Source organism: Prevotella falsenii DSM 22864 = JCM 15124 (assembly GCF_000613945.1).
Taxonomy (GTDB): domain Bacteria; phylum Bacteroidota; class Bacteroidia; order Bacteroidales; family Bacteroidaceae; genus Prevotella; species Prevotella falsenii.
The window spans coordinates 34,643-53,005 of sequence record NZ_BAJY01000014.1 but is presented as its reverse complement, the minus strand read 5'-3'; the positions used below and the strand labels follow the sequence as shown (position 1 = coordinate 53,005).

The 18,363-nt window shown below is 43.8% G+C and carries 14 protein-coding genes and 2 pseudogenes; 9 read left to right on the top strand and 7 right to left on the bottom strand.

The window, feature by feature from the left end; all coding sequences use genetic code 11:
• Window positions 1-98: 98 nt before the first annotated feature.
• The 5 genes and pseudogenes from JCM15124_RS13650 (at window position 99) to JCM15124_RS06875 (ending at window position 5,939) form a co-directional block, all read left to right on the top strand.
• Window positions 99-1,336, top strand: a pseudogene (locus tag JCM15124_RS13650) (ABC transporter permease).
• A gap of 355 nt (window positions 1,337-1,691) precedes the next feature.
• Window positions 1,692-2,639 (top strand): sensor histidine kinase, encoded by a 948-nt coding sequence (locus tag JCM15124_RS06895; protein WP_232220114.1) that lies wholly within the window; start codon window positions 1,692-1,694, stop codon window positions 2,637-2,639.
• Between the two features lie 13 nt (window positions 2,640-2,652).
• Window positions 2,653-3,384, top strand: a complete 732-nt coding sequence (locus JCM15124_RS06890) for a LytR/AlgR family response regulator transcription factor (RefSeq protein ID WP_024998829.1) — start codon at window positions 2,653-2,655, stop codon at window positions 3,382-3,384.
• A 1,020-nt stretch (window positions 3,385-4,404) separates the two neighbouring features.
• Window positions 4,405-5,223 (top strand): hypothetical protein, encoded by an 819-nt coding sequence (locus JCM15124_RS06880; protein ID WP_024998827.1) that lies wholly within the window; start codon window positions 4,405-4,407, stop codon window positions 5,221-5,223.
• A 329-nt stretch (window positions 5,224-5,552) separates the two neighbouring features.
• Window positions 5,553-5,939 carry an FMN-binding protein gene (locus JCM15124_RS06875; protein WP_024998826.1) on the top strand — a complete coding sequence of 129 codons (387 nt, stop codon included), beginning with the start codon at window positions 5,553-5,555 and terminating at the stop codon, window positions 5,937-5,939.
• Between the two features lie 90 nt (window positions 5,940-6,029).
• On the opposite strand, the gene JCM15124_RS06870 is transcribed toward JCM15124_RS06875, so the two are convergent.
• The gene (locus JCM15124_RS06870) at window positions 6,030-7,043 is read right to left on the bottom strand and encodes an aspartate-semialdehyde dehydrogenase (RefSeq protein ID WP_024998825.1); all 1,014 of its coding nucleotides are present in this window, start codon (window positions 7,041-7,043) and stop codon (window positions 6,030-6,032) included.
• A gap of 175 nt (window positions 7,044-7,218) precedes the next feature.
• Here JCM15124_RS06870 and JCM15124_RS13645 point away from each other — a divergent pair.
• From JCM15124_RS13645 to JCM15124_RS13640, 4 genes and pseudogenes are all read left to right on the top strand, one after another.
• Window positions 7,219-9,338 (top strand): annotated as a pseudogene (locus JCM15124_RS13645) (cation:proton antiporter domain-containing protein).
• Window positions 9,339-9,342: 4 nt separating this feature from the next.
• Window positions 9,343-10,020 (top strand): ABC transporter ATP-binding protein, encoded by a 678-nt coding sequence (locus JCM15124_RS06860; RefSeq protein WP_024998824.1) that lies wholly within the window; start codon window positions 9,343-9,345, stop codon window positions 10,018-10,020.
• Window positions 10,021-10,043: 23 nt separating this feature from the next.
• A complete protein-coding gene (locus JCM15124_RS06855) occupies window positions 10,044-10,901 on the top strand; it encodes a CvfB family protein (RefSeq protein ID WP_024998823.1) in 858 nt (285 codons plus the stop codon).
• A 15-nt stretch (window positions 10,902-10,916) separates the two neighbouring features.
• Window positions 10,917-11,501 carry a tetratricopeptide repeat protein gene (locus JCM15124_RS13640; RefSeq protein ID WP_024998822.1) on the top strand — a complete coding sequence of 195 codons (585 nt, stop codon included), beginning with the start codon at window positions 10,917-10,919 and terminating at the stop codon, window positions 11,499-11,501.
• Between the two features lie 447 nt (window positions 11,502-11,948).
• Here the strand turns inward: JCM15124_RS13640 and JCM15124_RS06845 are convergent, their stop codons facing one another.
• From JCM15124_RS06845 to JCM15124_RS13630, 6 genes are all read right to left on the bottom strand, one after another.
• The gene (locus tag JCM15124_RS06845) at window positions 11,949-14,906 is read right to left on the bottom strand and encodes a leucine-rich repeat domain-containing protein (RefSeq protein ID WP_024998821.1); all 2,958 of its coding nucleotides are present in this window, start codon (window positions 14,904-14,906) and stop codon (window positions 11,949-11,951) included.
• A gap of 1,029 nt (window positions 14,907-15,935) precedes the next feature.
• Window positions 15,936-16,640, bottom strand: a complete 705-nt coding sequence (locus JCM15124_RS16560; RefSeq protein WP_232220117.1) for a leucine-rich repeat domain-containing protein — start codon at window positions 16,638-16,640, stop codon at window positions 15,936-15,938.
• Window positions 16,637-17,200: a leucine-rich repeat protein gene (locus JCM15124_RS16555; RefSeq protein WP_232220113.1), complete on the bottom strand. Its 564-nt coding sequence runs from the start codon at window positions 17,198-17,200 to the stop codon at window positions 16,637-16,639. The genes JCM15124_RS16560 and JCM15124_RS16555 overlap by 4 nt, the downstream gene beginning before the upstream one ends.
• Before the next feature lie 70 nt (window positions 17,201-17,270).
• Window positions 17,271-17,486 carry a hypothetical protein gene (locus JCM15124_RS15885; RefSeq protein ID WP_156930685.1) on the bottom strand — a complete coding sequence of 72 codons (216 nt, stop codon included), beginning with the start codon at window positions 17,484-17,486 and terminating at the stop codon, window positions 17,271-17,273.
• Window positions 17,487-17,732: 246 nt separating this feature from the next.
• Window positions 17,733-17,864, bottom strand: a complete 132-nt coding sequence (locus JCM15124_RS16950) for a hypothetical protein (RefSeq protein ID WP_262499271.1) — start codon at window positions 17,862-17,864, stop codon at window positions 17,733-17,735.
• Window positions 17,830-18,252 (bottom strand): ADP-ribosylglycohydrolase family protein, encoded by a 423-nt coding sequence (locus JCM15124_RS13630; protein ID WP_232220112.1) that lies wholly within the window; start codon window positions 18,250-18,252, stop codon window positions 17,830-17,832. Before JCM15124_RS13630 ends, JCM15124_RS16950 begins: the two co-directional genes overlap by 35 nt.
• Between the last annotated feature and the right edge of the window lie 111 nt (window positions 18,253-18,363).

The window sequence follows — 18,363 nt, the reverse complement described above, 5'->3', positions numbered from 1 at the left end:
CATATATTGCCAAAGGGGTGTACTTTTCCTCTCGCAAAAGCAGTTGTCTTAATTCCTTTAACCTCTCACAACGAATTGTTGTATTTAACTTTTTAGAAATGAATATTACCAATCTTTTCAAAATAGCCTTACGTGCCATAGCCGCCAACAAGATGCGTTCGTTCCTCACGGCATTGGGTATTATCATCGGTATAGCATCTGTTATCACGATGCTCGCTATCGGTCAGGGAACCAAATCAAGCATACAGAGCAATATTGCCGAGATGGGTTCGAACATGATAATGATTAATCCGGGTGCCGACCGCAGGGGTGGTGTGCAACAAGATGCTTCCTCTATGGAGACGCTGAAGCTGACCGACTATCAGGCACTCAAAGATGAATGCAAGTATATCAAGGCGATTAGTCCGATTGTTTCAAGCAGCGGGCAGTTTATTTATGGCAACCAAAACACACCATCGTCTATCACGGGAGCCAATCAAGACTATCTTGAGATTCGTCAGGTGGAGGTTGCTGATGGCGAAATGTTCACCTCGGCAGACATCAAGTCGTCAGCTAAGGTCTGTCTATTGGGGCGTACCGTGGCTGATAATCTCTTCCCTGATGGTGCCGACCCTATCGGAAGATAGTTCGTTTTGGTACGATACCGTTCCGTGTCATCGGTGTGATGAAGAAGAAAGGCTACAACACGATGGGTATGGACCAAGACGATTATGTGTTGGCTCCCTATACATCGGTCATGAAGCGTATTTTGGCGCAGGATTATCTTAGTCAGATTATCGCTTCTGCTGTAACTGAAGGTGTAACGGAGCAGGCTACTGCGGAGATGACGTCCATTCTTCGCCGAACCCACAAGCTGAAAGACGCTACCGATACCACTGAGGGCGATAGCGATGATTTCAATATACGCTCGCAGGAAGAACTTTCGTCAATGATGAATTCCACCACCAATATGCTCACTATTCTCTTGGGCTGCGTGGCAGGAATTTCGCTTATCGTGGGCGGTATCGGTATTATGAATATCATGTATGTCAGCGTTACCGAGCGTACCCGTGAGATAGGACTGCGTATGAGTGTGGGTGCACGTGGCATCGATATTCTCAGTCAGTTCCTCATCGAAGCCATTTTGCTCAGTGTTACAGGTGGCATCATTGGCGTTTTGTTGGGTGTCAGTGCTGCCTATGGTATCAATATTGCGGCTCATTGGCCCATTGAAATTCAGCTTTGGACCATCATCATGTCCTTCGCTGTCTGCACCTTTACGGGCGTATTCTTCGGTTGGTATCCTGCCAAGAAGGCGGCTCAACTCGACCCGATTGAGGCTATCCGATACGAATAGTCGGGGTCTATCCGATACGAATAGCCGGGGTCTGTTTCCCCATAGAATGCTATTATTCTTGGCTTTTGTCATGTTGTATCGCAACAAAAGGTAACAAAAGGCATATTCCTTGCCGCAAATAGTGTGTAAAGAAAGAATGTTTTTGTATCTTTGCAGAAGTTTTCATTGTTGAAATGTGAACGGTTTACCTTTAAATGCATATATGATAAATCTATTACGGAAACCAACACGCACGTATAAAGAGAATATTGTGTATTTTCTTTTATGGTTGCTTGTCTTTGCTATCCCCATGGCAACGATGTCTTTTCGTACAAATAGCAATTTTGAAAATTACAATTGGACACATATTCTTAATGTGTGGACAATCACATTAATGTTTCTTTGTGCATTCTTGGTACACAATTTTGTGTTGCTGCCGCAGATTGTTTACCGCAGATGGCGTAGTCGTTATGTTTTGGGAACGATTGTTTTGATGGCTGCTTTTGCGTTTGTGCAATATCTTTTTCATACCGTTGTGGCTATGAATGCTTCGACAATGGTGGTTCAGCTTGAAAACCTTGAAGACACTGTCATACGCAATCAGACGGATATTGTGTCGCAAGTGCTTGTCGTGAATATGTTTATCTTGGTGTTGATGTTTGGAATGAACTTCGGCGTGAAGTTGTTTTTCAAGTCTGACGAAGACCAACAGAAGCTGTGCGACTTGCAGGAAAAGAACTTGGAACAGCAGTTGGCTAATCTGAAATACCAAATAAACCCGCACTTCTTCATGAATACGCTCAACAACATACATGCATTGGTAGACATCGACCCCGAAAAGGCAAAGTGGGCAATCATCGTCATGTCGAAGATGATGCGGTATATTCTGTATGAAGGCAACCACACCTTTATACCGTTGCAGAAGGAAAGCGACTTCATACATAGTTTTGTTTCGCTGATGCGTATGCGCTATACCGAGAAGGTAAGCATCAAACTCGATGTGCCCGAACATTTCTCGGTGGGCGAAATTCCGCCGTTGTTGCTTATCTGTTTTGTTGGAAATGCCTTTAAACACGGCGTTAGCTACCGGCACGAAAGCACGATAGACATATCGCTTGCCGTAGAAAACGATACGATAAAGTTTCGTTGTATTAACAGCAAAGTCTCGGAATCTGACGCTGAAAAAGGCGGAATGGGGCTGGAGAGCGTCCATCAGCGTCTGAACCTGATTTATCCAAACCACCATACACTTGTAGTAGAAGATAGGGAAGATACTTTCAGCGTATGGTTGGAACTACCTTTGACGAACAGAAAAGATAATTAAAGAAGAACCAAATATGGAGAACCGAATAAGAACCTTGGCTATCGACGACGAACCTTTGGCACTGAAACAACTGTCTGCCTACATAAAGAAGAACGCTTTTTTAGAGCTTGTCGGCGAATGCCAGAACGCCATTGAGGCGAAAGAAGAGATGCAGAAGCAGGCTGTCGATGCTATCTTCATCGATATAAATATGCCCGATATGAACGGTCTCGACTTTGTTCGCTCGTTGGAAGTGAAACCATTAGTGGTGTTTACCACCGCATACAGCGACTACGCCGTGGAAGGATATAAGGTAGAAGCAATAGACTACCTCTTGAAACCCTTCGGACAGGCTGAACTGAATGCGGCTGCCGAAAGTGTGAAACGGCAATACACGCTCTTGCACAGAGCTGCGGGAAAGACGTCATCGCCCGACGACGATACACTTTTTCTGAAGAACGAGTACAAGGCTGTCCGCATAAACGTGAGCGACATACGCTATATTGAGGGAATGGGCGAATACCTGAAGATACATTTCATAAGCGGGCGAAAGCCGTTGGTGGTATTGTCGAGTATGAAGAAAATGGAAGAACACCTGCCCAATGGCTTCATGCGCATACACCGTTCGTGGATTATCAATCTGATGGATATAAGCGAAGTGAACAAGAACCGCATTCTGATGAACGACGGCATGTTCGTTCCCATTGGCGACATGTATCGCAACAGCTTCGCAAAATACATCGGTTCAAAGTTCTTGGACAAGTAAACGCACACCTTTCTGATTTGAATTTCTGTAGCCGAACCACTTAGATTTTTTGGCTGTTTCTTATGTGAGTTCGGCATAAGAAAATAGGTTGAACATACAATCTCGCAGATGTTTTTAAACAACTTCCCTAATGAAACAGTGAGAGATTTTCTGCTTAACTTTGTAAAGATAATTCTGTTAAAAAGTGATATAATCGCTTTGACGTTGCGAAACCGTAGGTTTTGCAATGTAAAACCTACGCTTTTACCGTGCAAAACCTACGGTTTTGGAACGCAAAACAATAGGTTTTGTAATGCGCTGATGCAAAGATAGTTACGCAACAGCTACGCTTACGAAAAATATTTACACATTTATTGTCTTTTTTTCGTTCTTTTCTCGTTCCTCGAAAAGTGCATTTTATCGCCATGGCAATGCTTAAATAAATTTGGCATTGCACATTTGGCAGCTTACAAACGTTCTTTTCTCGTTCCTCGAAAAGTGCGTTTTCTTGCCATGGCAATGCTTAAATAAATTTAGCATTGCGCATTTGGTTAAACGAAAACGTTCATGAATAACGTGAGTTCGGTGTAAGCGTTAGAGGATGAGGACACTTCATTTCTTTCCGGTTATAAGCATGATTAAATCATAAACGGTTCTTTCTTTATATATCTTGTAAGTAATATACTGTCATAATTCTTGTGCTAAAATTACACTATTTCTTGCGTTTGTCGAAGAAAAAGTTTATATTTGCAATGAATATTAGGTAAGAATTGAACTTCTGAAACCCGTAGATGGTGAAACTATTTATAAGAGACATCTCTACATTTCTTTGTATGGCATCTCTTCTATAAGGAGGTGTGGATGGAGTTTTCCATATTGCCAACCCCCTTAGCATTAAGTCGGGGGTTGCCTTGCGAAGGCTGTAAAAAGGCTATTAATATAGAAGTCTATAAATGGCTGTTTATAATAATCAATCTAAACGCCCACGTCTCCAATATGGCGTTGCTCAAGAAGGGTTTAACAGGGAGGCATTACTAACTCATGAGAACATTTTCAGTTAAGAACATCTGCGCAGCGATAGCTGTGCCGTTCATCGCAATGTATGTCATGCCTGTGCAGGCACAGACCGAATACGACCTTTATATTGCAGGTACAAAGGTAACTTCTACTAATTGCGGCGACCTTTCTGTGATTAATGGTGTTACGGGAAAAGCAACCTACACTCCGGCTACCAAGACGCTGATACTGGAGAATGCAACAATCAATGGAGGAGAGGAAAATGGCATAACATCGAACACGGAAGGCTTGACAATCAAGATTGCCGGTACCAATAATATAATCTCAGATGAATATACAGCCCTTCAAGTAGACAAATCGGCGACCATTACCGGCGGAGGTGTACTTAATTTGCAGGCTGAAAGTTCAAGTGCTCTCTATGTAAGAATAACCGATCTCACTATTGACAACTGCACTGTGAACGCTAAAGGGCTATATGGCATTGCCGGAATTAATGGCACTTATGATGAGAAAGTTACTATTAGGAATGCTGATGTAACTGCGGAGGGCACAAAGAAAGGGTCTGTCTGCGACCTTGCCGGTTTGATATTGGAGGGTTGCAATATCACGCAACCTGCGGGAGCTAAGTTCGATGCGGAGATACATGCTGTTGTATTGGACGGAGAGAAGGTAAAGAGTAAAGTCGTAATAACGAAAGATCCAACTTCCATCGACTCACCAAATGCCGACGCTGTGGCTGCGAAAGGAATCTATACACTGCAGGGCGTAGGTTTGCAGGGTACGTTCGAGAGCCTGCCCAAGGGTGTGTACATCGTCAATGGCAAGAAGATAATAAAGAAGTAGCTAAGTTTCTTTGTTACGGGCAAGGCTTTAACAACTGTTGAAATGCTTATTTAATCAAGATAAAAAACAGTGTGTTTTGCCGTAATGGAGTTACAATCTCTATACCAATGGGGGAGGGCGATGAAAGAGAATAACCCTATTCAGACACCCCCTCCGTTGCTTTTTGCCTTTTTCTGTGTATTATCAGTCCTTTGTTCTTTTTTCATAGACACCGTAAGGACTCAACTTTTTTATGCAATCACCCCTGTAATTCGATTATTTTATGTAAGTTTGCATACGAATAAATAAGTAACGACATTCGTCAATAATCAGTAACAACAGTAAGAAATATGAAGAAACAAATTTTAGCTTTTGCCGTTGTAGCTTTAACAACAGCGGGTTTGGCCTTTGCAGCCGTGGGGCAAGACAATGTGATGCGTAAGCAAGAAGACGGCACGTATGTGGTAAACACAACAACACTGGCAACCAATGTGCGCGGTTATAAGGGTGCAACGCCTTTGGAAGTGTATATTAAAAAGAATAAAGTGGTAGCACTGAAAAACCGCGAAACGCCAAAGTATTTCGAGCTGGTAACTTCCAATATGTTGCCTAAATTCGATGGTAAAAGCATTTCGAAGGTCGGTTCGGTAGACGGCGTAAGCGGTGCAACTTTCTCGTCGAGAGCCGTAAAAGCCAACGTGGAAGCAGCCGTGAAGTATTATAAGGCGCACAAGTAAAATACGTTGCCGCCAACAGCTCAAGAAAGCAGCATCACCGTTCCTTAGGTTCGGTAATGCTGCTTCTTTTGTATAATAATTGGAGGAGGCTTACTTTACGTTGCCCACCTTAATCAGATATTCGGCAATCTGCACGGCATTGAGGGCTGCCCCCTTGCGTATTTGGTCGCCCGTGAGCCAAAGCGTAGTGCCGTTTTCGTCGGCAAGGTCTTTGCGAACGCGCCCAACGTAGATGTCGTCTTTGCCTGCACTCTCCAACGGCATGGGGTAAACGTAGTTTTGCGGGTCGTCTACGAGCGTAACGCCGGGTGCAGCTTCGAGTGCCTTGCGTATTTCGGCAATCTCCAAAGGCTTTTCCGTTTCTATCCAAACCGACTCCGAATGACTGCGGAGCGACGATACACGCACGCAAGTGGCACTGGTGCGAACATCGGAGTGCATGATTTTCTGCGTTTCGTAGAACATCTTCATCTCCTCCTTGGTATAGTCGGTTTCCGTCATCTTGTCGATTTGGGGAATTACGTTGTAGGCCAATTGGTGTGGGAACTTGCTGATGGTCTTTGCCTCGCCCGTTTCAAGAATTTCCCTGTACTGCTGTTCCAGCTCCTGCATCGCTGCTGCACCCGCTCCCGAAGCACTCTGATAGCTGCTGATGCGTATGCGCTTGATGTGGCTTAGCTGCTCGATGGGATTTAAAACCACTACCATCATAATGGTGGTGCAGTTCGGGTTGGCAATGATGCCGCGTGGACGAGTCAGTGCGTCTTCGGCATTGATTTCCGGAACAACCAATGGCACATCTTTGTCCATACGGAACTGGCTCGAATTGTCAATCATTACAGTGCCGTACTTCGTAATTGTGTCGGCAAATTCAGCCGATGTGCCGCCGCCTGCACTGATGAAAGCAATGTCAATATCCTTGAAATCGTCGTTATGCTGAAGAAGTTTCACTTCGTATTCCTTACCCTTGAATGTGTACTTTCTGCCCACAGAGCGACTTGAACCGAAAAGAACAAGGTCGTCTAATGGGAAATTTCTTTCTGCCAATATGCAGAGGAACTCTTGACCTACTGCACCGCTGGCACCTACTATTGCTACTTTCATTATCCTTGTATTTGTTGTTTTAATGAGGTTACGCTTGCCTATAATAGTCTTGATGGACCGGACGTGGAGCGTAAACCTATATAGTTTTCAATTGCAAAAATACAAAAAACTCTCTACTATGCCTACTCAACCCATAACTTTTTGCTATCTTTGCAGATATTTAATTATATCAGACATGTTCAATATAGCCCGGTATTTTCCAATCACCGACCCAACATTGATATTCTTTGTTGTATTGATGATGATTTTGTTGTCGCCCATCATTATGGGACGACTGCGCATTCCGTACATCATCGGAATGGTTTTGGCAGGTGTGTTGGTAGGCGAGTACGGATTTAACATACTGAAACGCGATGCGTCGTTTGAATTGTTTGGCAGCGTCGGGCTATATTACATTATGTTTCTTGCCGGTCTTGAAATGGACATGGAAGGTCTGAAGAAGAATAAATGGCGTGTTCTGTCGTTCGGCTTGCTTACCTTCGTTACTCCCTATGTGCTGACTTTCCTGATGGCAACCTATCTGTTGGATTACTCGCTGATGTCGTCTTTGCTGCTGGGTTGTATTATGTCGTCGAGCACGCTTGTGGCTTATCCGATAGTAGGCCGTTACGGTCTTTCGCAGCACCCTGCGTCTACGCTTAGCGTCGGGGCAACAATGGTGTCGCTGTTCTTGGCACTCGTTATCATGGCGATGATAGTAAACTCGTATCAAGGCGGTAGCGGCGGCGTATTCTGGTTATGGTTTATGCTGAAGTTTGCGCTCTATTTGGCAGGTCTTATTTACTTTATTCCGCGCCTCACTCGGTGGTTTCTGCGCCGTTATTCCGATGCGGTGATGCAGTTTCTCTTCGTTTTGGGCGTGTTGTTCTTTTCTGCAGCCCTGTCCGATGCCATTGGCTTGGAAGGTATCTTCGGTGCTTTCTTCTCCGGACTTATACTCAACCGCTTCATTCCGCGCCTTTCGCCGTTGATGAACCATATTGAATTTACGGGTAATGCACTGTTCATTCCTTACTTCCTGATAGGTGTGGGAATGCTGATAAACGTGCGTTCGCTTTTCGAGGGTACGCACATTATTTGGGTAGTGTTGTGCATTGTGTTCTTCGGAACGGTGGGAAAGGCTGTTGCTGCCTATTTGGCAGGTTTCTTGTTCCGCTTGAAACGAGAAATGTCCAATATGCTTTTCGGTCTGACAAGTGCCCATGCTGCAGGCGCAATCGCAATGGTAATGGTGGGTTTGCAGCTCGAAGTTGCGCCGGGAGAGTTCCTTTTCAACGATGAAGTGCTGAACGGAATCGTCATTATGATACTCTTTACCTGCGTAATATCTTCGCTTGTAACCGAGCGGGCGGCTCAAAAGATTCGTTTAACGAAGAAAGAAGAACCCGAAATGGTGAAAACCGATGGCGACGAACGTATTCTTGTGCCGGTGAAATATCCGGAGTATGCCGAAAATCTGCTTTCGTTGGCAATGATGATGCGCAATTCCAAGCTGAAAAGCGAGATAGTCGGACTGAACGTTGTCTACGACGATGTGAATGCAGCAACCAATCAGGAAGAAGGACGACAACTCTTGGAGCATCTGCATAAGCAGGCAACGTCTGCCAACGTGCCGATGGTAACGCAGGTGCGCATAGCTGCCAACATTGCCAACGGTATAAAACACGCCTTCAAAGAGTTCCAAGCATCGGAAATTGTAATGGGTCTGCACTCCCGACAAGCTATATCGAAAGGCTTTTGGGGGCAGTTTACGCAGAGCTTGTACAACGGTTTGAGCCGGCAAATAACGATTGCCCGCATTGTACAACCGCTGAATACGATTCGTCGCATACAAGTAGCTGTGCCTTCGCGGGCAGAGTTTGAACCCGGTTTTTACCGTTGGTTGGAACGGCTTGCACGTTTGGCGTCGAATACCGACTGTCGTATTGTGTTCCACGCTCGCCAAGAATCTCTCGAACTTATTATGGGATATATTCGTAACCGCCACCCAAATGTGCGTGCCGAATATGCCGAAATGAAGCATTGGAACGAACTTCCGCATTTAGCGAACGAGGTAAACGACGACCATTTGTTTGTGATTGTTACGGCACGAAAGGCACAATATCTTATAAGAATGCGATGGAGCGCATTCCGGAAGAAGTAAATCGCTTCTTCAAGAGCAAGACACTTATGATAATATTCCCCGACCAGTATGGCAACCGTATGGACGGAATGACGTTTGCACAGTCGCAACACACCGAAGAACGCAGTGCTTACGATGTCGTCCGTAATTTTATGCAAAAGAAAATAAGATAGAATTATGATAGAAATAAAAGGTGTTACCAAGAGTTTTGGTTCGCTGCAAGTGCTGAAAGGCATTGACTTGCGCATTGAGAAAGGCGAGGTAGTGAGCATTGTCGGTCCTTCGGGAGCAGGCAAAACCACGCTGCTGCAAATTCTTGGTACGTTAGATAAGCCCGATAGTGGCTCGGTTGTAGTGGACGACATAGAAACCGGCACGCTATCGACCAATAAACTAAGCGAGTTTCGCAACAAACATCTTGGCTTTGTGTTCCAATTCCACCAGCTTTTACCGGAGTTTACTGCAATCGAAAATATTATGATTCCTGCTTATATTGCAGGTATGAAACCCAAAGAAGCACGCAAACGTGCCGAAGAACTGCTGGCATTTATGGGATTAAGCGACCGTGCGACCCACAAACCTAACGAACTTTCGGGAGGAGAAAAGCAGCGTGTGGCAGTGGCAAGGGCATTGATGAACAACCCTGCCGTAATTCTTGCCGACGAACCGTCGGGTAGTTTGGACTCGAAAAACAAGGAAGAATTGCATAAACTCTTTTTCGAGTTGCGCGATAAGTTCGGACAAACTTTCGTCATCGTTACACACGACGAAACATTGGCTGCACTAACCGACCGCACCATACACTTGAAAGACGGACATATAGTGAAAGAGGACGGCGAAGTCGGGGCGGTATAATAAAGTAAGAAAGGAAACAGAAAATGGCAAAACTAAGAATAGGAGATTACAATACGCTGACTGTGTTGAAGGTGGCATTGCGCGAAGGCAATGGCGACCCATTCGGATTGTATCTCGACGGTGGGCGTGCAGGCGAAATATTGATGCCTCAAAAGTATGTTCCCGAAGGTGTTTCGGTGGGCGACGAGTTGCGTGTCTTTGTGTATCTCGACCAAGAAGAACGCCCTATTGCTACAACCGAACAGCCACTTGCCGTAGTGGGCGAGTTTGCATACTTGGAATGTTCGTGGGTAAACGAGTACGGTGCATTCCTTAATTGGGGCGTAACGAAAGACCTGTTCTGTCCGTTCCGCGAGCAGAAGAAGCGTATGCAGATAGGCGAATCGTATATCGTGCACGTACATCTCGACGAAGAAACTTACCGTTTGGTAGCATCGGCGAAAGTGGAACATTATTTCGAGGAAGAAAAACCGGCGTACAAACAAGGCGAGAAGGTCGATTTGATGATTTGGCAAAAGACCGAACTCGGTTTCAAAGTCATCATCGACAACAAGTATCCTGCCCTTGTTTATGGCGACCAAGTGTTCCAATACGTCCACACGGGCGACCGTATGAAAGGTTATATAGCCTCTGTTCGCCCTGACGGAAAGATTGACTGCACGCTGCAACCAATAGGGCAGCAATATGCAAAAGACTTTGCCGAAGTGCTTCTGCAATACTTGAAGGACAACGGCGGTGTGTGCAACCTTGGCGATAAAAGCGATGCTGAAGACATAAAACGCCTCTTCCAAGTGTCAAAGAAAGTCTACAAGAAAGCCGTTGGCGACCTTTACAAGCGTCATCTTATCACGGTCGAACCGCTTGCAATTCGCCTTGTGTAACGTCTTAATCGAAAAATGAAGACGTTGGTTTTAGGCTTTTGCGCTCTGTTTATGCCTTTGATGGGAGTTGCACAAGAGGAAATTCCGCACAGAATGGCTGCCAATTATGTAGGAAAACCTGCAACCGAAGCAGATAAATTGCTTGAAAAAGCCGACGAAGCATTCGATAACGAAGATTATGAAACGGCTTTTAGGTTCTATCAGAAGGCTGCTGAAGCAGGCAGTATAGACGCATATATCAGTCTTGGAAAATGCTATGAGAATAGTTGGGGCGTAGCATTTAACGCTCAAAAGACGATGGATTGGTATCGGAAAGCAGCTTATGCAGGTTCAGCTTTAGGGCAATACCATCTTGGCATTCTTTATTTTGAAGGTTGGAATGGTGAAAAACCCGATAAGAAAAAGGGCTTAGAGTGGCTCTTTAAAGCTGCAAATGGATGCGAACCATGGGCTATGTTCTATATCGGAAACTGTTATAAACGTGGCGATGGTGTAGAGAAAAACATAGACGAAGCCATACGATGGTATAAAAAAGCAGCTGAATATGGCGATGAAGATGCACCACAGGTTCTTAAAGAACTCGGTGTCAAAGATAGATAAATGTTTCTTGGATATTCAAGAACGGAATAAATTCTATCCCTAAATGCAAATATGATTTACACGTAAAACCACCATGATTTGTAAAGAAAAGTATAAGTAAAAAACGATACCTGCGCTTTTGTGTTGCAATAGTGGCTCTTTTGCGTTGCAAAACCTACGCTTTTACCGTGCAAAACAGCCGCTTTTGCAATGTAAAATAGGCACTATTGCAAACCTTTGATAACCAAATAGTTAAGCAAAAGTAATTTCTATGTAAAATCTTTATACTTTTACCACCTTCTTCTTGCCTATAAAACAGATTGTTTCCATTAAGTTTCTATTCTGCGAAAGTGTTGCAGACTGAATATTATTCGTAGCTGAATGGCAGCCAATAGTTGTACATACAATATAAAAGGAGAGTTGTGGAATGGTTCCACAACTCTCCTTTTATATTTGTTTGATAAATGCTTAAAGCACAACTTTCGTCATCGTTGTATTGTTGGTAGCATCGTCGGTGCAGCGAACAATGCAGGCTCCGTTAAACTGAACACTTATAACGGTGTCTTGCCGGGTAAGGTGTTGCTGTGCCAAAAGCTTTCCGTCGAGTGTGTAAACACGTATGGTAGACCGGGCAAACGGGCTGTGTATGCGCAACAAACCTTCGCTTGCAGCAATGGAGAGCGTATTGTCGGCATCGGCATTGTTTATTCCGTCGGTGCAGCCGCTACCATCTCCTTCCACATAAACCTTCCAGTTCTTCTCCGTTGCGATAGATGTTTTGCTTGTCAATGCGGCTTCGTCCTTCTTCGTACCGTTGTATAGGTTGTACTTCTTTGGCATCGAAGGCAGGGTGGGCAGCTCGTTGTATAGGGTGTTAAGCTCGCAGGCGGTCATGCCGTTGGCAGTAACGCCGAGTTGTTTAAGGCTCGGACATTCCTTCAAACTTACGCTGTGGAGTTGGTTGTACGACAGTTCCATCTCTTCCAAACTGCTCAAGCCCTTTAGTTCAACCTTTGTCAGCTTGTTCGTTCGCAGGTTGATTACCTTCAACGCAGAGAGGTTGTTGAAAGCAATGGCTTCAAAAGCATTCTTGGAGAGCAATGCTTTTTCTAAGGTTGCATTGTTTTCGGGGAATGCAATCGTGGTGAGTTTACACTCGGTTGCATCTAACAGTGCTATGTCCTTGTTCTGCGAAAGGTCGAGCGTTGTGAATAGATTTTTGCTACACCACAGTTTTTTCAAACTCTTCAAAGGCTTCAAATCGACTTCGCTTATCTTGCAAGAGCTAAATCCAAGTTCTTCCAACTCCTTATTGTTATTAAAGTTGATCGATGTAATACCGGTGTTTCCTTTGAGCATAAGGAACTTTAGCTTGGTAAGTTTCGATAGGTCGATGCTTGTAAGTTTGGTTTCCATAGAGTACAAAGACAGCAACTCGGGAGAACTAACCTTGAGCGATGCGATGGGGTTGCTTGAACAATTAACGTCCTTAAGCCGGTTGAATGCTGTCAGGTCGAGGCTCGTAAGTTTGTTGTTCGTGCAAGAAAGCTCCTCCAGCGGTGCATCTTGCGGAATGGTGAGCTTCTCAATTGAACACTCGTTGGCTATGATATGCTTTATTTTATGGCAGTTGCTTAAGTCTAATTCCGTGATGCGCTTCATGCGAGAACAGTCCACGTAGGTGAGGTTCGGACACTTGCTGACATCTAAATCAGACAGGAAGTTTTGCGAAGCCACCAACCTGACGAGGTTTTTGCAATGCGAAAGGTCAAGTTCTGAAATGCTGTTGCTGCCGAATATCTCAAGATTTTGAAGTTCGGTGCTGTGGCTTAAGTCGAGTTCCGATAAGTAATTGTAGGCAGCTTGCAGTACTTCTAACTTGGGACAGTTAGATATATTCAGCGTTTTTAGCTTGTTTGCCATACAGTTCAGCTTCGTAATGTTGCCCTTTATCTTTAGATCGGCACCTTTTATTTCCGACTTTATTTCACTGAAATCAGTACCAAGGGTGTAGTTTACCTCTACGCCGTCGCCCCAGTCGATGCTGATAGGCGTGTTTGCCTCTTTTGCTGCGAGGGCAAAACTTATTTCGCCGGATTCCTGTGCGGTAGTCATTGTAATTTCGGCCGGCTGTTCGTTGGTAACGTTTACGCCACAAGACTGAAGCACAGATGCCAAGTAAGGTTGCTCGGTGCAAGGGTCAATGATGGAAGCAACGAGGCGATACTTGTCGGCTGCGAAGTTTTCGATGGCAAATGGCTCGGTAACAAACGTGTATGTCCGGTCGTTGTTCACCTTGAGTTCGTAACCGTCTACCGGGCTAATCATCTTTACAAACTTGTTATACACGGTGCCGTCAGGAATTTCCACGTAGCCGTCATCGTCGGTTTCAGGAATAAAGTTGTTCTCTACGAGATAGATGTTCATACGCAAACCCTTTGTTTCCTGTTGTTCGGAAATCTGTCCGCTGATGTTGCAAACCCACTTTCCGTCGCTCTTCTTTGTTACAGAAGGGGTCATTTGTGCAAAGGCAGGACCATAGAAACCACGTTGCAGCAAGTATTCGTAAACGTCAGTAACCTTTGAACTAATCTTCATTGCAGGCGAATAGGTGCTGAGGTCTTCCAGCTGTGTGTGGTTGTTCAGCGTACCGTATGGTGTCATTAGGTTTCTGTTCACCATCATTCTTGGTATTTCGCCTATCTTATATATCTTCGCCAATTCGTTTTCCTGTTGGCTTGCCTTGAATGTTGCTTCTCCGGATTGGCTCACGAATGTTACCAACTCGTAGCGATTTTTCTGCTTTGTTTTGTGTTGCAGGGTTACAATGCTTGTGGCAAGCCCACGATAAAGGTCGTATGCCTTTTTGTCGGTAGGGTCTGCAAACACCTCTACATAGTGTGTCGGCATACGGTAAGTGCCTTCGACAAAGTATTGACGGAAAGGTTTAACACGCACACCCATATCTACTTCCATACCGTTTATTTTGTAAGGCTTTATGGTAATGATGTGTGGGCGTGTGTCGTTTGGTGCTTCGAACGAGATAAAGCCCACCCCGTCTTGCATCGACTGCCCCGGTGAAAGCTGAATATCGTCGCGTGTCTTATACTTAACGTTTGTGCGGTCGTTGTCGAACCAATATTCAAATTCTACGGAATTGATGGTAGTGTTCGACTGATTGTCCATGTAGAATACATAAAAGATAGGTGCGTAGGGTGCTCCCACCTTTTGTGGAAAATAGTTTGCACCATAAAAATCGTCAAATTCCAATCCTTTCAGTTCCGGAGGTAAATTTCCGACAGGTGCTTTCTGTTGGTTCAGTTGCAGTTTCTTGGAAGTATTTTCCTGTGTTTGAGCTTTGGTTGGCACAGACAGGAATAATGCCGCAAGCAAGAAACCAATTACGTGTAAATGCTTTCTTTCCATATTTCCAATAGATTATAGTTGTTAAATGGGGGAGCTACTTTTTGTTTAAGTAAGGCAGCTGACTCCCTTTCGCTGCTTTTAGTATGTACTTTTAGGTATTAATCAATACTAACGTAGTGGTATTGCAAATATAATTATTATTTTTTACATACGAAAATGTATGCTGAAATTATTATGTAAAACGTGAGTTGGTATAAGAATTATGTCGGTATATTATTCATTAAGATACTTAAAGAAAGAACCGGTTGTGATTTAATATACTTATTATCAAAAAGAAATGAAGTATCTTCGTCTTCAAATTCTTACACCGAACTCACGTTGTATATGAACGTTTTCGTTTAGCTAAATGAGCGATGCTAAATTTATTTACGCATTGCCATGGCGAGAAAACGCACTTTTCGAGGAACGAGAAAAGAACGTTTGCGTTCAGCCAAATGAGCAATGCCAAATTCATTTGAGCATTGCCATGGCGAGAGAATGTACTTTTCGAGGCACGAGAAAAGAACGAAAAAAAGGCAATAAAAGTGTAAATATTTTTCAGAAGAATTGTCATTGCGTAACCATCTATGCGCCAGTGTGTTACAAAACCTATTGTTTTGCGTTCCAAAACCGTAGGTTTTGCACGGTAAAAGCGTAGGTTTTACATTGCAAAACCTACGGTTTCGCAACGCCAAAGCGATTATATCACTTTTTAACAGAATTATCTTTACAATATTAAACCGAAAAACGCTCATTGTTTCATCAGCGGACTTGCTTAAAAACAACTGCGATATTAGCCTGTTTAACCTGCTTTTTTATGCCGAACTAACGTTATATACGAATTCTGTAAATAAAGAAAAATCGGGTCTAATCAAATATTCGGTTTTAGTACAACATCACCGTACTCCCGGTACAACGCCGTTGTACCGAGAATGTAACGTGGTTTTACTGCCGGTACAATGGAATTGTGCCGACAGTAAAACGGTGCTTTTAAAAATCTATAATATTCCGGTAGCTTCTCAAAAATGATGAGTATGCTATGTTTCTCTGCTACTTAACATACATTTTCTTACCGTTGATGATGTATATGCCCTCTGTGGGTTGTGCGTTAGCCGGCAGGTGTTGGCCGTTAATCGTAAAGATACTTGTCTTCAAGTCCTTGTTTTGATTGACAGGCAGACTGATGCCGGTGAGTTCGTGTTCGGTGATATTGGTGAAATCTTTCCACTGCTCGGCAGCGGCATATTCTGCCTTATGCCCCTTGGGCACTTTCAGTTCGCACTTCGTCTTATCTATGCTTTCAAAGACACTTTCCCCCATAGCCATGCCTTCTAACGGTGTTTCGCGTAAGCAAGTTACGGTCTTTAATTGTTTGCAGCCATCGAAAACGTACGAACCTATTTCCTCCAAACTTGCAGGGAATGTTATTTCGGTCAGCATTTCGCAACTATTGAAGGTATTAGCCTCAATGCCTTTCAGTTTTTCCGGCAGTGTAATGTTTTTTATTGAAACACAACTGTCGAATGCCCAAGTGCGAATATACTCTATGCTGGCGGGTAGTGAAACTTCCTTTAAGGCTGTGCATGTGCTGAACATATATTGTTTAAGTTCGGAGATGTCAGCTTTGATAACAGCCTTTTCCAAGCTCTTGCAGCCATAGAAAGCAAAGTCCTCGAGGTCTGTTACACTATGAGGAACTGTTATTTCGCGCAACTTCGTGCAATGACCGAAAGCAAGCATGCCTACTTTGTTCAGGGTAGAAGGAAGTTTAATCGACTCAATCTTATTGCAAAGGAAGAACGAGCTGCGCCAAGTTCTTCTGTTCCTTCCATAATTTCATAATTGGCTGATTTCATATTGGGATAAGCAATCAGCTTGTTTCCGCTCTTATTGAAAAGTACACCATCAATATCTTTCAGTATTGAATTGTCTTTATCGACCGTAATGCGTTTCAAGTTCGTGCAAGAAAGGAATACTTGTTCGCCCAAGGTGGTTACGCTGGCAGGAATGGTAACTGATGTAACCTTAATGCAACCGCCGAAAGAGTTGTCGGCAATGCCCGCTACTGCGTACTGTTTGCCTTGGTATTTTACGTTAGATGGAACAACAATATCGCCTTCAAGCGGCTTATTGTATAGCGTTCCCGTAGTTTCCAAGAGTTCGTCAAGCTCTGTGGTAACTTCTACAAGTTGCTTTGTTGCATCTGTAATCTTGTAAAAGAGAATTCCTTCTTGGAAGTCATAGTTTTTCTTTTGTGCACATACCTGCAAGACAGAGAGCAGGAGGAATGTGATGATAGGTAAAGTTCTTTTCATAATTTTTCTTATTGTGCCGCTTGCAGCGACGGTTATTTGATTGTAAATGAATGCGTAATAGCAGACTGAATTAGGCGAAACTGTTTCCTCGGCGAGTTGTACTGTGCTTGGTGTGTGCCTCATTTAACCTCAATCGGTCGTTAGAGTGCTTGACTGATTTTGTTCGATTGTTGAGCAGCTGTGCCGGCATTTCATCGAAGGCGTAGCGGGCTACGGCGAGATGTAATGGCTGCTCAGATGCCGGCAAGCGGACTAAAGCAGTAAGGAAGCATGACAGTAATAACAAATCTATGCAAATGCGTCCTAATGACCGATTTGGGTTTAAGACCTCTGCACGTTTGTTCTGCTCGGCACGAAGATAATTTTCAATAGGGAACTGCTTTCTTTTTAAGTAGGTCAGCTTACTCCCTTTTGTGCTTTCTGTATATGCTTTTAATTATTATTTAACCTTTATGCAATAGTGATGCAAATATAATTATTATTTTTTACAATCAAAAAGGAAATTAAATATTTGTTTTAGAATGATGCGTTTTTATGGTTTGTAGTAATAGTTTTTTGTATGTTTCTCAGGTATTTCTTTCAGCAATCCAATTACTGCTGTGCGCATTACAGCACCATTGGCAGCGTTTTTAGTGAGCGACATTCGCCAAATCAGCTCTGCCACTTGGTTGTGCCTTCTCTACATATTCGGCTACCGACGCTACTTTAAAGGTGGTTTGCCCCATACCCCGTGTTTCGGGAGCATAGAGCCACTGCTTGAAATTCCTTGCAATGGTGTGCAGATTTATGCCCTTATTCTCAATAATGGCGTTGGCAATGCACAGCATCATGCCGGTATCATTGCTCCAACTACCCGGTCGGAACTTTGCCCGATGATAGTCTCTGACGATTTGGCTGTACTCCTTCAGTCCGTCCGGATATTTCTCTTGTGCCTCTGCTTTCGTCATAAACTCTGTGGCTAAACCGAGCGCGTCGCCGATGGCTTGCCCAAAGAATGTTCCGTATATTTTGTCTTTTACTTCCATTTTCTGTGGCTTTTCAATTTTACTCACAACTTTTTGTAGGTAATCTGTTGTCATATAATGCTAATTCAATACCATAAGTTGAAAATGGTGGCAACACATTTAAAGATAGGAAACAAAATAAGGCGGCAGCTTGCGCTG

Coding starts and splice junctions, on each gene's coding strand:
- JCM15124_RS06890 (WP_024998829.1), top strand. CDS start 2,653: ATGGAGAACCGAATAAGAACCTTGGCTATCGACGACGAACCTTTGGCA.
- JCM15124_RS06880 (WP_024998827.1), top strand. CDS start 4,405: ATGAGAACATTTTCAGTTAAGAACATCTGCGCAGCGATAGCTGTGCCG.
- JCM15124_RS06875 (WP_024998826.1), top strand. CDS start 5,553: ATGAAGAAACAAATTTTAGCTTTTGCCGTTGTAGCTTTAACAACAGCG.
- JCM15124_RS06870 (WP_024998825.1), bottom strand. CDS start 7,043: ATGAAAGTAGCAATAGTAGGTGCCAGCGGTGCAGTAGGTCAAGAGTTC.
- JCM15124_RS06860 (WP_024998824.1), top strand. CDS start 9,343: ATGATAGAAATAAAAGGTGTTACCAAGAGTTTTGGTTCGCTGCAAGTG.
- JCM15124_RS06855 (WP_024998823.1), top strand. CDS start 10,044: ATGGCAAAACTAAGAATAGGAGATTACAATACGCTGACTGTGTTGAAG.
- JCM15124_RS13640 (WP_024998822.1), top strand. CDS start 10,917: ATGAAGACGTTGGTTTTAGGCTTTTGCGCTCTGTTTATGCCTTTGATG.
- JCM15124_RS06845 (WP_024998821.1), bottom strand. CDS start 14,906: ATGGAAAGAAAGCATTTACACGTAATTGGTTTCTTGCTTGCGGCATTA.
- JCM15124_RS16555 (WP_232220113.1), bottom strand. CDS start 17,200: ATGAAAAGAACTTTACCTATCATCACATTCCTCCTGCTCTCTGTCTTG.